Annotated in this window: 15 protein-coding genes and 4 pseudogenes; 8 read left to right on the top strand and 11 right to left on the bottom strand. The window is 71.1% G+C overall.

Going from position 1 to position 13,564, the window contains the following annotated elements; translation table 11 throughout:
* Positions 1-499: pseudogene (locus tag IF37_RS0136305) on the bottom strand (hypothetical protein); the annotation flags it as partial.
* A 337-nt stretch (positions 500-836) separates the two neighbouring features.
* Positions 837-1,307: an SMI1/KNR4 family protein gene (locus IF37_RS44720; RefSeq protein ID WP_158727446.1), complete on the bottom strand. Its 471-nt coding sequence runs from the start codon at positions 1,305-1,307 to the stop codon at positions 837-839.
* A 508-nt stretch (positions 1,308-1,815) separates the two neighbouring features.
* Between IF37_RS44720 and IF37_RS45365 the strand changes: the two genes are divergently transcribed.
* A complete protein-coding gene (locus tag IF37_RS45365; protein ID WP_216725871.1) occupies positions 1,816-2,460 on the top strand; it encodes a hypothetical protein in 645 nt (214 codons plus the stop codon).
* Positions 2,406-2,744, top strand: a complete 339-nt coding sequence (locus IF37_RS0136285) for a hypothetical protein (protein ID WP_030753160.1) — start codon at positions 2,406-2,408, stop codon at positions 2,742-2,744. The genes IF37_RS45365 and IF37_RS0136285 overlap by 55 nt, the downstream gene beginning before the upstream one ends.
* Positions 2,745-2,979: 235 nt before the next feature.
* Here IF37_RS0136285 and IF37_RS0136280 read toward each other — a convergent pair whose 3' ends face one another.
* The 5 genes and pseudogenes from IF37_RS0136280 to IF37_RS0136255 form a co-directional block, all read right to left on the bottom strand.
* Positions 2,980-3,753, bottom strand: coding sequence for an SDR family NAD(P)-dependent oxidoreductase (locus IF37_RS0136280; protein WP_030753158.1), 774 nt, complete (start codon positions 3,751-3,753; stop codon positions 2,980-2,982).
* Positions 3,754-3,809: 56 nt separating this feature from the next.
* Positions 3,810-4,382, bottom strand: a complete 573-nt coding sequence (locus IF37_RS40170; RefSeq protein ID WP_052845570.1) for a TetR/AcrR family transcriptional regulator — start codon at positions 4,380-4,382, stop codon at positions 3,810-3,812.
* 69 nt (positions 4,383-4,451) lie between these two features.
* Positions 4,452-5,271, bottom strand: a pseudogene (locus IF37_RS40165) (IS5 family transposase).
* Positions 5,272-5,638: 367 nt separating this feature from the next.
* On the bottom strand, positions 5,639-5,932 hold the full coding sequence (locus IF37_RS46735) for a hypothetical protein (RefSeq protein WP_030753152.1): 294 nt from the start codon (positions 5,930-5,932) through the stop codon (positions 5,639-5,641).
* 256 nt (positions 5,933-6,188) lie between these two features.
* Positions 6,189-6,776, bottom strand: coding sequence for a TetR/AcrR family transcriptional regulator (locus IF37_RS0136255; protein WP_030753149.1), 588 nt, complete (start codon positions 6,774-6,776; stop codon positions 6,189-6,191).
* An 81-nt stretch (positions 6,777-6,857) separates the two neighbouring features.
* Between IF37_RS0136255 and IF37_RS0136250 the strand changes: the two genes are divergently transcribed.
* Positions 6,858-8,045 (top strand): FAD-dependent monooxygenase, encoded by a 1,188-nt coding sequence (locus IF37_RS0136250; protein WP_030753147.1) that lies wholly within the window; start codon positions 6,858-6,860, stop codon positions 8,043-8,045.
* A 181-nt stretch (positions 8,046-8,226) separates the two neighbouring features.
* On the opposite strand, the pseudogene IF37_RS45360 reads toward IF37_RS0136250, so the two are convergent.
* Positions 8,227-8,952: pseudogene (locus IF37_RS45360) on the bottom strand (transposase); the annotation flags it as partial.
* On the opposite strand from IF37_RS45360, the gene IF37_RS46235 reads away from it, so the two are divergent.
* The 5 genes and pseudogenes from IF37_RS46235 (at position 8,921) to IF37_RS45355 (ending at position 11,414) form a co-directional block, all read left to right on the top strand.
* The gene (locus tag IF37_RS46235) at positions 8,921-9,877 is read left to right on the top strand and encodes a hypothetical protein (RefSeq protein ID WP_253915950.1); all 957 of its coding nucleotides are present in this window, start codon (positions 8,921-8,923) and stop codon (positions 9,875-9,877) included. The pseudogene IF37_RS45360 and the gene IF37_RS46235 sit on opposite strands and share 32 nt — an antisense overlap.
* 144 nt (positions 9,878-10,021) lie before the next feature.
* Positions 10,022-10,255, top strand: coding sequence for a hypothetical protein (locus IF37_RS46230; RefSeq protein WP_253915948.1), 234 nt, complete (start codon positions 10,022-10,024; stop codon positions 10,253-10,255).
* Positions 10,256-10,304: 49 nt separating this feature from the next.
* Positions 10,305-10,556 carry a hypothetical protein gene (locus IF37_RS45115; protein WP_173457099.1) on the top strand — a complete coding sequence of 84 codons (252 nt, stop codon included), beginning with the start codon at positions 10,305-10,307 and terminating at the stop codon, positions 10,554-10,556.
* 123 nt (positions 10,557-10,679) lie between these two features.
* Positions 10,680-11,059, top strand: a pseudogene (locus IF37_RS46225) (TIGR02391 family protein).
* Positions 11,060-11,189: 130 nt separating this feature from the next.
* Positions 11,190-11,414, top strand: coding sequence for a hypothetical protein (locus IF37_RS45355; RefSeq protein ID WP_052845569.1), 225 nt, complete (start codon positions 11,190-11,192; stop codon positions 11,412-11,414).
* A 136-nt stretch (positions 11,415-11,550) separates the two neighbouring features.
* On the opposite strand, the gene IF37_RS0136215 is transcribed toward IF37_RS45355, so the two are convergent.
* From IF37_RS0136215 to IF37_RS0136205, 3 genes are all read right to left on the bottom strand, one after another.
* Positions 11,551-12,381, bottom strand: a complete 831-nt coding sequence (locus tag IF37_RS0136215; protein ID WP_030753136.1) for an alpha/beta fold hydrolase — start codon at positions 12,379-12,381, stop codon at positions 11,551-11,553.
* A 174-nt stretch (positions 12,382-12,555) separates the two neighbouring features.
* On the bottom strand, positions 12,556-12,678 hold the full coding sequence (locus IF37_RS46515) for a hypothetical protein (RefSeq protein WP_301540373.1): 123 nt from the start codon (positions 12,676-12,678) through the stop codon (positions 12,556-12,558).
* A gap of 637 nt (positions 12,679-13,315) precedes the next feature.
* A partial coding sequence (locus IF37_RS0136205) for a helicase associated domain-containing protein (RefSeq protein WP_030753133.1) occupies positions 13,316-13,564 on the bottom strand: 249 nt, incomplete at its 5' end.

The following is a 13,564-nucleotide window of genomic DNA, read 5'->3' as shown; positions in this document are numbered from 1 at the left end:
GCTGCTCACCGGCTGAGGGGGATGCGTGGTCCCATGCGAACTCGAGGTCGTCCGGGAGGATGTCGTCCAGCTCGTCCTGCCACCGGCCGCGCAGGAGGAACGGGGCGGTTTCCATGCGTTCGCACAGGACCAGGCTTTCGGGCTGGCCGACCAGGGCGTAGCGGCCGTGGCTGGCGGGTGTGCTGTCCGGCCCGTACGCGCGCAGCAGCTTCTGGAAGCGCTTGCGGTGTTGCTCGGTGAAGGCCTGAAGGTGGTGCGGGTATCCGTTCCGTTCTTCCGGGTGTACGGCGTTGAGCGCGACGTCCAGGATCTCGTTCGCCGCGTCGGGCAGGAACCGGTTGCCCGGGTCGCTCAGCGCCGTTGTGCAGCGCAGCGCCGCCGCCCGGACTTCCTCCCCGTCGAGCGCCGCGGCTGCCGGGGCCGGCGTCGGGGCCGGTTCCTCGGCCGGTGCCTGGTGCGGGGCGGGGGAGGGCGGTTGCTGGAGGTGGGCGGGCAGCATGGCGTGGGAGGCGGCGTGGCCGCGCTGGACGGTGGCGGTGGTGTCGGCGGTGCGCAGCAGGTGGCTGGCGATGTCGCGGGGGCCCGGCGTGCCATCCGTCCTCGAAGTGTTGCTCGGGCGGGTGCGGGGTGCTGTTTTCGGGGATCCGGGTGTGGGCGCCGGCGACTGCCCCGGCCTCCACCCGCGACATGATGTCGTCGGCCTGCTTGTGTCTGATGCCGGCGGTGGCCAGGGCCTGGAGGACGGTGAACCGTGCTGCTGCGGCGTCGTGCTGGTGGTGGCTGATGCGGGCCGGCTTCTGGCCGTACGCGTGGTGCTGTCCGGTGTTCATGCCCCTTCAATGGGCAGGTTGGCTTGCGAGGAGCCTGCGGACGGTAAGGGTTTCAGTCATGGTTTCGGCTAGCCATTGGGCCAAGTTGATCCTTTGCGGCCAGCAGTCGCCCTCGTGGGTGCACCACATTGGTCCGGTGGGATCTCGGAAGTCGACGAAGGACCAGTTGGTGCAACCCCAGTCGTGCACCGGCGCCAGACCGGCCGGGATCTGGCCTGAAGGATCCGGTCCCTCTTGATGGATCTCTGCCAGATCGTTCCAGTCGCCCTGGGAAGCACCGTCACGTACACCCAGGATGCCCTCGTCCGGGCCGAAGCCTCCATTCGCCACCTCCAGGTAGAGGCGCCGTAGCAGCGGCGGGAGCGGAAAGCCGATGGTCTGTTCAGCCTCCGTAACCGCTGCCGGAGGCGCTGGTGCCGGCAGAGAGCATGCCCGGGCAAGATAACGAACTGCCTCAACAACCTCATCGTCGGTCACGAAAGCACCCTCGCAGACTTGGGCACGAGGCACGAGGTTAATCGACCACCCTCTCCACCACCCGGGCCGGCTCCCCCCGCCGCGGCCGGTAGGCGCGGACCCGGCCGGCCCCGGGCCGTTCGGAGCCGGCCTGTGGCCGAGCGGTCACTGTCCGGGGGCGGCGGGGCCGGCCCCGAGGGCGCGGCGCCCGGCGGCCGGGCGCCGCACCGGATTGGTGGCGGCCGTGTCGGCCGGGAGGCGTTCGGCAGCGAGCGGAGCACGCGGCGCCGGTGGGTCCGTGGTTTGCGTGCAAGACGCGTCGGGGTGCGCGGGGCCGGTGCCCAGAGACCGGCGAGGGGGAGTGGTCATGCCGGGATTCTCCCGTCCTGCCGGTTCGGCCGATCCCTCCCGGGCCGTGTGCGCTCGGCGCGGCCGCCGGGCACCGGCCGCGCCGAGGAGCCGCGCCCCGGGCCCCGCTCATCCGCCGTGTGCCCTGGTGGAGCCCGCCGGCGCGGAGGACGATGGGGTCATGGGCGAGCGCGACCAGGACCGGGGCGACGCCGCCGAACCGGTGCGGGCACCGCTGACCGCGGACCGTGCCCGGGAGGTGACGGCCGGGCTGCGCGAAGCGATGGACGGCGTCCGGCGCTCCGTGGCGGCGCTCGCAGCCCGGGTCCGCGACGCGTACGCCGCCCGCGTCTGGGTACCGCTCGGCTACGGTTCGTGGGAGTCGTACTGCCAGGCGGAGTTCGGCATCAGCCGCGCGCAGGCGTACCGGCTGCTCGACATCGCCCGCTCCCTCACCGCGATTCACGAAGCGGTCACCGCCCTCGCCGGGACGTCTCGCATGCGAGACAGCGGCCCGGCCGCCGTGGCCGCGCTCGACTACGGCCTGTCCCAGCGCGCCTTGATCGCCGTCTCCGCCCGTGCGCAGGACGTCGCGGAGCTGATCACCCGCCGCCTCGCCACGCTCGCCCGCACTCGCCACGCTCGCCCGCAGCGGCCTCCAGGCCCTATGAGGCGTCGGTGCGCGCCGTGGTCCGCCAGGCCGTCCGCGACGTCCGCACCGCCCGGCCGCCACCGCCCGCCGGTCCTGCGGCGGACCCGATCGTCGCCGCGATGCGCGCCGTCGTCGCCGACCTTGCCGCCAGCGGCCACGCGATGGGTGAGCTGATGCTCGAGGTGGCCCCGGCCTGCCTCTCCGACATCGAGGCCGCCGACGTCCTGGTGCTGCTGTGCGAGGAGATCGGCGAACCCCTCGACCGCGGCCTGGCCGCCCGCCGCTACGCGATATCCGGTGACCGCCGCGCGCTGCGCGGCACCGTGCTGCAGGCGCTGCGGGAACGCTTGCCCGGCGGCTGGCACAGCGGTGGGGCAGCGTCCGGGTATGAAGCGACCCCCGGCACTTTCCCGGCCGGGGGTCGCTTCGGTGGTGCGGGGGTCAGGGACCGGCGATGAGCCAGAGGACCAGCACGGTCTGGAGTTCCCGATTGGCGGTAGACGACGGTGATGCCGCGTCCGCCGGTCTGCTCGGGCCGCGCTCGGGTGTGTCGTTGGCCCACGGGCTGGAAATGCAGGCGCTGTTGTTCGCGAAGAGGTACAGGTCTCGCTGGCGTCGGGTGGTCCCGGTTCGGTTGCTGTCGCCGGCTGCGGCGCGCTGTTCGAGTGGAGTGGCGGTGCGGCTCAGGATGACTCAGTGCGGCCAGGGGGCGGTGCCGCCGTCGACGCCGAGGGTCATGCCGGTGACGTAGCTCGCGCGGTCGCTGAGGAGCCAGGCGGCGGCTTCGGCGATCTCGTCCGGTTGGCCAGGGCGACCCAGGGCGGCCAGGGAGCTGAGGTGCTCGACGATGCTCGGGTCGCGCTGCTGCCAGGAGACCATCATCTCGGTCATCGTGGCGCCTGGCGCGATGGCGTTGACGCGGACACCGTCGCGGCCGTATTCGGCTGCGGCGGCTCGGCTCAGAGAGATGACGGCGGCCTTCGTTGCCCCGTACACGCTCTGCCCGGCAGCGCCGAAGGTGCCTGCGATGCTGCTGATGTTCACGATCGAGCCACCAGCGGCGCCCTCCGTGGTCATCGCCTGCAGTTCGGCGCGCATCGCCAGCCACACGCCCTTGGAGTCGGTCTCGAGGACGGAGTCGAAGGTCTCGTCGGTGACCTCGGCGAGGCGGCCGCCGCCCTGGGTGCGGCCGGCGTTGTTCAGGGCACCGTCGAGGCGCCCCCACCTCTCGACCGCGGCCTCGACGGCTCGTTGCAGTTCGCCGGCGTCGGTGGTGTCGGCCTGGACGGCGAGGACGTTGCCTCCACCGGCGGCGATGTCCTCTGCGACACGGTCGAGTTCGGCTTTGCGGCGGGCTGTGATGACGACGTTCGCGCCTTCGCGGGCGGATAGTCGTGCGGCGGATTCGCCGATACCGGACGAGGCGCCGGTGATGAGGATGGTCTTGCCTGCGAGCAGATCGGTCATGGGTGTTGCTCCATCGTGCGGGTTCTCGCCCGGTCCGGGGCCGGATCGGCGAGGAGTCAGTTATGTGCCCGGTCCCCGACGAGCGCGTGGACGAGCGCGTCACGGACGACGGCTGACGTCGCGTCGTTGTCGGGGCTCGCGGCGACGGCGTGGGCAACACCGCGCAGGGCTGCGCGGAGCGCGTTCGTCGCCAGTGCTGCGGTGATCCCGGGCCGGAGGGCGCCTGCCTGCTCGAGCTCGTCGAAACCGGCGCGCAGCAGCGCGCCGCTTCGTTCGACCTGGCTCGGCAGCGGGCCCGATGTCGGGTACATCGCCGGGTAGAGACCCGGGTAGGCGAGCGCGAATGCGATGTGCGCGTCCCATCCTGCGGCGAGGCGGGCACGCGGGTCCGCGTCATCCACCGGGGCAGCGATGTCCTTGCGGTGGAAGTACTCCTTGAACGCCGCATCGACGACCGCGCGGATCCGTCCCGACCGGTCGCCGAAGTGGTGGTACAGCGACGGGGCCTGCACACCTGCGGCGGTGCAGACCGCACGCGTGGAGACCGCGTCGACACCGTCACGTGTGGCGATCTCGAAGGCGGCGGCGAGCAGTCGCTCGCGGGCGTCACCGGCTGTCTTCTGTAGCATCGCTACAATGCAGCACTGCTATAGATACTTGGGTGATATGGCTCTCGGTGCGCGACCATAAGCGTGCAGTCATGGTCGGCGGTTCAGGTGTTCGTCCCATCGGTGAGTCGTCCATGTCCGCCGGATCAGACTGCGCACGGTGATGATCGCGTCGGCGAGTTTGAAGAATGCGTCGACGACGGTGGCGTGCCGCTCGTAGCAGCGGGCGAGCCGGTGGAAGGCGTTCTGCCAGGTGTGGGTACGTTCCACGTGCCCACGCTGACTGGCCTGGATGGGTGCCTTCTCCCCCTTGTGCGCGATGCGGCAGTGCAGGCCGCGTTCGTTGAGCAGGGCGCGGGTGTTGTCCGAGTCGTAGCCGGCGTCCAGGTGCACGGTGATGCCGTCGGGTAGCGGTCCAGGGTCGGGGCGGGCAGTGCGGAGTCGTGGCGGTTGGCGCCGGCCAGGACACGACCGGGCGGAATGCCGTACCCGTCCGTCATGCCCGAGCGTTTCAGGCCCTGTTGGCCGCGGTCGACCGGTGAGCGCCCGGCAACCTCGCCGCCTCCGGGTGCCTTGGTGATGGAGCCGTCCACGGCGATCTGGTCGAGGACGAGGCCGACGATCCGGTCATAGGAGTCCAGCGCGATCTGCTTGAGCCGGGCGAAGACGCCCAGTCGTATCCACTCGTCGCGGCGGCTGCGGATCGTGGTGGCCGAGCAGGTCGTGTCGGCTATCGCCTCATAGGACCGAAGCGCAGCAGTTGCAGCATCTTGTCGAAGACGATCCGGTCACTGATGCGCCGGCGGTGGCAGCCGAGTGAATGGTCCGGGTGGAACTCCGCCCGCCCGGGCAGCAGGGCCGCGAATTGGTCCCAGAGAGGTTCGGTGAGCCATGACGGCAGCGCGGGCACAGGTCTCCCCAGTGATCACAGGGCGTCGCAACTCCGTGATCACCGAGACCTGTGCCCGTTTTGTTGCCGGGTCCCCAACCGCCCCTGTCTGCGCAACCTCTTGGTGACAGCCGGGCGGGCAAGGCCGTGAGGGAGGTCCGCACTCGGCACACGCACCGGCCGCTCGCCGCCGCCCCGGCCCGGCCCGGTTGCCGGTACAGCGGACCGGCAACCTGGCGGGCGGCACTCCGCAGGGGTCGGGTGACAGCCCGCCGCACCCTTGGTGCCGGCCCGCGGGCCGGGAACGTCCGGGCCGCCGAGGCGGATCACCTCCCGGGTCCGCCCCCCGTCGGAGAAGACGAACTGAACGGCCGGCGAGGGCGCCCAGTCACACACCAGCCGGTTCACACACGAGGTCCCACGTCCGCCGTACCCGCACGGCCTGCCGGATGGACTGCCGGGTGATGGCATCGGCCCGCAGGTAGCGCATCACCCACCACACCGACCAGCTGTAGGTCCGGCCCACCGGGAGGCGGCGGACGGCCGCCCGGGCCGCCGGAGGGGTCGAGCGGGAGGAGATCCTCGCCGAGCACATGAAGCACACCGACCTGCTGCTGGACCGCTCCGGTGTCCTCGCCGGCAAGGCCGCCGCCGCCAGGCCGCCGTGGTGGGCTCGCGTCACGGTCTGGCCGACGGCGGCGCACAGTTCGTCTCCGGTGTCCTCGCCGGCAAGGCCGCCGCCGCCAGGCCGCCGTGGTGGGCTCGCGTCACGGTCTGGCCGACGGCGGCGCACAGTTCGTCGCCTCCCGTGGCAGCACCGCGACCACCGCCGCCGCGTTGAGCGTCACGCCCAGCCCGGCAAGGGCCGCGACCGGGCCGCAGAGGTCCGCACTCGGCAGTACCCCGTGGCCCCGGCCGGCTCGCCCTGGCCCGGCGCCTCACGCCTGAAGCGGATTCGTGAAGCCGTGCAGGACGGCGAGAAGGTGGGCGCGGAGTTCGGTGGAGGTAGGTGGGGGCGCACTCGCGCCCGCCAGCCGGTCGAAGACGAGGCCGTCCAGGAAGGCCACGAACACCGGTGCCTGGGACGGTGGGTCGGACGCGCCCGCGGCGGTGAGCAGTTCTCGGGCCACGGCCCGGTGGGCCTTGCCCGCGGTGGCGAGGACGGTGTGCAGTTCGGGACGCCGCGTGGACTCCAGGGAGAGTTCGTAGCGCGCCAGCATGCGTTCGCGGCCGGCGGTGACCAGGTGTTCGACGAGGTCGGCGACGGCCGCGGCGATGGAGGCGAGGTCCGCCGGTTCCGTGATGGCCGGGCGCTCGGCCACATCGGCGAGATCGATCTCGGCCAGCCGGTCGACCGCCGCCCGCAGCAGCGCCTGCCGGGTGGGGAAATAGTACGAACACGTCCCCGCGGGCACCCCCGCCGTCTCTTCCACGGCGCGATGGGTCAGACCGCGCATCCCCGCCCGGGCCAGCGTGCTGATCGCCGCGTCGGCCAGTCGCAGCCGTCTTGTCGTGGGCTCGGCCACCGTGTCCCTCCCTCCCTGCACGCCGACACTCTACAGATGTAGCATTCCTGGCGACTACTACAGATGTAGAGGAGGGGTGCGGTGACTGGAGGAGCGGCGCGTCCAGGTGGGGTTCCGGGCCGCGCGATCGTGGCCGGGGCGGGGATCGGCGGGCTGGCCGCGGCCGTGGCGCTGGCCCGGCACGGATGGCGGGTCGAGGTGTTGGAACGGGCCGCCGGATTCGGTGAGGCCGGATCGGGGCTTTCGGTGTGGCCCAACGGGGTCCGTGCGCTGGAGGCCCTGGGGTTGGGCGAGCGGGTCCGCGCGCGTGCCCTCGTGGAGACCCGGGCCGGCATCCGGGACGTCTCCGGCCGCTGGCTGTCGCGCACGGACACCGAGGAACTGGGGCGCCGCCACGGCCCGCTGGTGATGATCCACCGCACCGACCTGTTCGACATCCTGCGCGCGGCCCTGCCCGAAGCGGCCCTGCGCGCCGGCACACGCGTAGACGCCGTCACGGACCGCGGCTCACACGTGGAGGTCCGGCACAGCGGGGGAGTCTCGCGCGCCGATCTGCTCGTTGGGGCCGACGGCATTCGCAGCACCGTACGGAGCGCGCTCTGGCCGCAGGCCCCTTCGCCCCGCTACGCCGGGTACACGGCGTGGCGCACGATCGTCGACCCCGGCCGGCCGCTGCACGTAGGCGGAGAGACCTGGGGGCGCGGCGAACGCGTCGGTGTGGCCCCCCTTACCGACGGCCGCGTCTACCTCTTCGGCGTCGCCAACGCCCCCGAGGGGCAACACGGCCCCGACGGCGAACTGGCCGAGATGAGACGGCGCTTCGGCGGCTGGCACGACCCGGTGCCGGAGCTTCTGGCCGCCGCCACCGAGGAGGCGGTGATGCGCCACGACATCTACGAACTGCCCCCGCTGGACAGCTTCGTCCGCGGCCGGTGCGTGCTGCTCGGCGACGCCGCCCACGCCATGACACCCAACCTCGGACAGGGCGCCAACCAGGCCCTGGAGGACGCCGTCACCCTGGCCGCGCTGCTGGCCGCCCACCCTGACGCGGACTCCGCCCTGGCCCGCTACGACCGCGAGCGCCGCGCCCGTACCCGGATGATCGCCCGGCGCTCCCGCCGGATCGGGGCCGTGGCCCAGTGCGGCCGTACCCCGGCCTGTCTCGCACGCGACCGACTGCTCCGCCTGACCCCGTCGTCGGCCATGCTGGCCGCGCTCGCCCCGGTCCTCGGCTGGCGGCCGCCGTCACCGCAGTCACGTCGGCCTTAGAACTCCTAACGGAATGGCTCGGGGGTGAGTGAGCCGGGTGGCGGTCACTCGACGCCGTTGCCGCGGTGGACGGCTGTCGCCCTCCGATCCGGCCAAAGGGAGGACGTGGCTGTCCAGACCCGGCTTGCCCTCAGTCAGCTGTGCCCGGAGTGCCTGGTACTCCAGCTGTAGATCGTGATCTTCATGTCCGGGATGCGGCTTGTCGCCGGTAGTGGCTGGTGCGGGACCGGGCTTGATGGCGGCGTCGCCAGTCGGACCAGCCGAGCCGGTGGGCTGCGTCGTGGGCCGATCGGATGACGAGCGTGATGAACAGGCGCTGGATCTCGTTGCAGGACAGCTGGGACCAGGTCGGCCGGTCCGGGACGGCGGGCGTGTTCGTCGGCACGGACAACGGCGAGAAAGGCGTGGGCGAGCATGGCGAGGGTCACCCTGCGGCTCCAGGAGGGGTAGCGGACCTGGTGCTCATCGAGTCCGGCGAGCCCCTTCTCGGTCTGAAAGGTCTCTTCCACCCGCCACCTGGATCCGGCGACTCGCACCAGCTCGGTGAGCGGCACCGGCTGGGGTGGGAAGCAGCGGTAGTAGGAGAGTTCGCACCGGTGGCGCGGTTACGGCGGATCAGCAGCTGGTGGTGGCCCGGGCAGGAGCCGGCCAGGTCGATGACCGCCCAGTCGTAGAAGCGGTGCCCCTTCGCGCCGCGACCGGCCGACAGCTTCTGCCAGACCCGCTTCGGTAGCCGCTTGACCAGGCGGTCGGCCCGGAACTTGCCTGCCTGGGTGGGGACTTCGGCCGAGCAGGTCACCGCGAGGACGTAACCGATGCCGCGTTCGGCCAGAGCCGTGCGCAGTTTCGGGTTGCCGCCGTAGACCTCATCCCCGGTGACCCAGCCCACGTGGTGTCCGGCGTCCAGGCGTCCGAAGCATTGGAGGGCTTCGATTGGACCTCGACGCCGGGAGCTGCTGCAAGCACTCGGGGTCTTCCAGAGGGCTACGCCCGACCGGCTCTGGAAGCTGACCCGCCCGGACAACCGGCACGACAAGCTCACGAGGGACAACCTCCTGGACCTGGAGGACCACCACCTGGTGCGGATCGAGTCGGTGCAGGAGGACCAGCGGCAGGTATGGGTGCTGACCCGGCGAGGACACGGCGAGGCGAAGCAGCTGCTGGAGCCGAAGGGCATACGGGTCTCGGCGCTGGGCAAGCAGGAGTATGCCCCGGACACCGGGGAGCTGCTCGGCACCGGCTATGACGACCACGCCGCGGCGGTCACCTCGACGGCCGCCGAACTCCACCGCGCGGGCATCGGCCACCGGCTCGGCTTCGCCACCGAGATTCCGCACCGGCTTGGCAACGGCTATGTGCAGCGGGCCGGCCTGGTGGTGCGGGCGCCGGAGGCCGGGGTGCCGGTGCTGCTGCCGGAGATCGACCGCCGCACCGAGGACGCCCACGACCTGGTCGCCAAGCTGCGCCGGTACCGGGAGTGGGGCCGGCTGCTGCCGAGGGACGCAGACAAGCGCACCGTGGACCTGGTCCGCTCCCGGCCGGACGGGATCGAGCACGTCGACCACGAGAAGCGGCTGTGGCGGCGGGTCTCCCCGCCCACCGGCCGGGAGGGCCTGGTCCCGGTGGCGTTCGTGTTCGCGGACACCACGACCGCGAAGGTCGCCAACACGGTCGCCGTGCTGGAGGAGGCCGGCCGCCGCTACTGGACGCCGCGCCGGTACGACTCCCTCTACCGCAACGCGGTCACCGCGCGGGACTACCGCCAGGCGGTGCCCGTCGTCGTCACCACCCTGGAGCAGCTCCAGGAGCACGGCGCCGGCGCGGCGGTGTAGCGGCGGCTGGGACGAGACTGCGGTCAGACGCTGACGGCCGCGCTGGACAACCCCGACGGCCACGCCCGCTACCGCGACCAGGAGGCCCGCGCCGACGCGGACGACAAGCGGCGCCGGGCCGCCGAGCGGGAGGCGCAGCGGCCCGTGTGCAAGCGGTGCGGAAAGAAGTTCACCGACCAGCGCTGGGAGGAGATCACCGTGCACCGGACTGCCGTACGGGCCGGGGACAAGTCCGTGTGCGGACCATGCCATGCCGACGACGTCGCCCGCGAGGAAGCCGCCGCCGAAGCCGCCCGGCTCCAGGCCGCCGCGCCGCCGGAGCCGGAAGACGACCTTCAGCCGGGGCGTGGCCGTGGCTGGTTCCGCCGGCGGCCCTGACGTCACCAAATCGGTGTCCTCTGCCGGTGCGTACTCCTACTGTGGCGGCGTGACCTTCACCTACCACGCTCCCGTCCCTGCCCAGCAGGTACGGGAGCTTCCGATACGGGACGTCGCCCTGCTCTTGCTCAAGCACCTGGCGAGTGGGAACGGGCGTGCTCTTCAGCTGAACAGCATCGTGCGCTCGACCGCGGCCCGCGCGTACGAAGGAGAGCCGGACGTCGGCCGACTTCTCGACAATCCGGCCGATGCCTGGTCATGGCTTGAGTCCCGGGCGCTGCTCGCCCGGGACCGAACTTAGAACGAAGCCTTCCGACGGGTCTCGCAGGAGGGCCTGGAGCTGGCGAAGGAGCCTTCCGGCCTGGTTCGGTTCGAGGCCGGCGAACGCCTTTCAGGCCCGTTGCACCCAGCCCTGGAGGGGCCGGTGCGCACCAACTTCCATCCGGGCGAGTACGAGATCGCCAGCTTCGCGGCCATGAAAGCAGTCGAGGTCGCCGTGCGCGAAGCATCCGGCCTCGACAACTCCCTGGTTGGCGTGCCCCTCATGCGTGCAGCGTTCCAGCCACACAAGAATGCAAAGCCGGCGGGCCACTGGCTGACGCCGAAGCCGAAGGCGGCGAGCAGGAAGCCGCCTCGGCTCTCTTCGCCGGAGCCATGGGCGCGTACAAGAACCCCTCCAGCCATTGCGCCGTGAAGTTCGACGACCCGATCGAGGCTGCGGAGATCACCCAGTTCGCCGACCTGCTGCTGCGCCAGGTCGAACGGGCCAAGCAGCGTACGCAGAGTGGTGAGGCAGGAGCCTGACAACGGGGTTGTTGTGAGCGCGAGAGGGGGAGGCCGCCCCGAACGGCGGCTTGCCCGGTCCGTCCTCGAAGCGCTGAGGTGGTGCCCGCGCGGCCGGACGCTCCGATCCGTGCTCACGAGGGAAGCTGCGGTGAAGACCTTCTCGACGGGGCAGACGGTCGCACGGCGCGACGTGCATCGCTCCGGGCGGGTGTGGAGCGAGCACGCGCTGCGCGTGATCGCCGACTCCGGCGAGGCACTGATGACTGCGTGTGCGCCTGGGGCGCAGGCCCAGTCCGCCTCGAGAAAGAAGTCACGGACGGCCCAGTACGGTCACGGCTGGAAGGCGGTCGATCGCCTGGACGCGGGCCAGTAGCACCAACTACCCCGGTTACACCGTTCGTTTGACAGACCCCGCGCGTCCCCCGGAAACGGCCCGCATGGGCGTTACCGGGGGACGGTGTGTCGCTATCAGGTTCCCGCTGCCGCCCGGCTGAGGCGGGTGGTGCGCCTTAACCCTCCACGAAGGCCAGGATGTCGGCGTTGAGCACCTCAGGGTGCGTCGACAGCATGCCGTGGGGGTAACCCTCGTAGCTCTTGAGCGTGCCGTCCTTGAGCAGCTCAACGGACTTGGGGGCCGAGTCGGCGTACGGCACGACCTGGTCGTCCGTCCCGTGCATCACGAGGACGGGGACGTCGATCTTCTTGAGGTCCTCGGTGAAGTCGGTCTCCGAGAACGCCTTGATGCATTCGTAGTGGGCGTTCGTCGCGCCCATCATGCCCTGCCACCACCACCGGTCGATGAGTCCCTGGGACACCTCGGCCCCGGGCCGGTTGAAGCCGTAGAAGGGGCCGGCCGGGACATCGATGAAGAACTGGGCCCGGTTGGCGGCGAGCGCGGCACGGAATCCGTCGAAGACCTCGATCGGAGTGCCTTCGGGGTTACTGTCCTTCTTCACCATGACCGGGGGGACGGCAGAGACGAGTACCGCCTTGGAGACCCGGCCGGGCTTGGCCTGCGCCACGTAGCGCGCGACCTCGCCGCCGCCGGTGGAGTGCCCGATGTGCACCGCTCCCTGCAGGTCCAGGTGGTCGGTCAGCACGTTGACGTCGGCGACGTAGGTGTCCATCTCATGGCCGGTCGAGGGCTGGCTGGAGCGCCCGTGCCCGCGGCGGTCGTGGGCGATGACGCGGTAGCCCTTGGAGAGGAAGAACAGCAACTGGGCGTCCCAGTCGTCCGAGCTGAGCGGCCAGCCGTGGTGGAAGACGATCGGCTGGGCGTCCCGCGGGCCCCAGTCCTTGTAGAAGATGACGGTGCCGTCCGGCGTGGTGACTGTGCTCATTACTGGTTCCTCTGCTTGTTCGGATGTTCGGTTGTGCATAGCGTCAGTCGGCCCGTGTCCCGGTGAACGCCGGGGTGCGTCGGCCGGCTGCCGCGCCTGTGCGAGAAGTTCTCGCCTTCGGACGGCTCTCGGCCGGCCTGCCGCCCGAGCCGTGTGGAGTTCACCTGGTGGAACTCACTTGGTTGCCTCGACGGCCCGCAGCTTGAAGCCCCTCTTCAGCAACCGGAAGGTGACGGGGGCGTAGGAGGAGGCGTCGGCGAACGCTCCATGGACGAGAACGATGGTGGGCCGGGTCACGGTGAGTCCTCGGGTGAGCGGTGGGCGGTGAGACCCTCGACAGTAGGGAGTCATATCGCGGCGTCTTGTCTCTGAGCGCACGACGTCCGACACAAGAGTGCTCGCGCGGCATGCGCGAGACCGTCGCGTCATCGACCGTAGCCGGAATCGCCGCAGTCAGCGCGGCGAGCTTCGGTCCGCGGTGGTCGTGGCTTCGCCCGGTTCGCACCGCCTGCCGATGATGAAGACGCCGTTAGACTTACGGACACGTGCGAGAGATCGCATTCGCTCGGCACTGGGCGCCTGTCCTGGGAGCGCTCCGAGGTCTGTTCCTTCTCCATATGGACGAATCGGGGGATTCATGGGGAGAAGGCAAATGGAGACAGGAAGCGGGCGGCGATTCATCGGACGAAGACTGGTGGCCTGCGGTGATGACAGCGATCCGCGCGAGCGGGGCGACCGGGCTGCGGACGAGTGACGCAGCCACGATTGCAAAGCGCGACCGTAAAACGGTCCGCGTAAAACTCCAGGCAGCTGTCCTGCGAGGTGAACCTGGCTACCAGAGCAAAGGGCCGCTAACGGCATACGTCCCCATCGAGCCGGCCTGACTTCACAGGCGCCCGGCCGTCTACTGGACGGCCGGGCGAACATGACGCAGCTATGCCCCGGAAGCACTGGCCGGTACCGCGCCCGCCCAATCCATGCCCAGCGCGGCGAGGGCGGTGAGCTGCTCCGCGGTGAGCTTGTCGCGCCGTGCGCGGGTGTTGGAGAGCCACACGCCGAGCCGGATGGTTACCGGATCGGTCTGGCCGTCGACCGTGACCTCCTCGGTGTGCCCGCGCGGCACAGGCCGGTTCGCGCCTTCCTTCTCCACCCACTGCGTCAGGGCGGTGAGGCCCCGCTGGAA

Origin of the sequence: Streptomyces sp. NRRL S-31, assembly GCF_000718775.1 — a bacterium.
Taxonomy (GTDB): domain Bacteria; phylum Actinomycetota; class Actinomycetes; order Streptomycetales; family Streptomycetaceae; genus Streptomyces.
The sequence above is the reverse complement of the archived record's forward strand: the minus strand, read 5'-3'. Positions and strand labels throughout refer to the sequence as shown.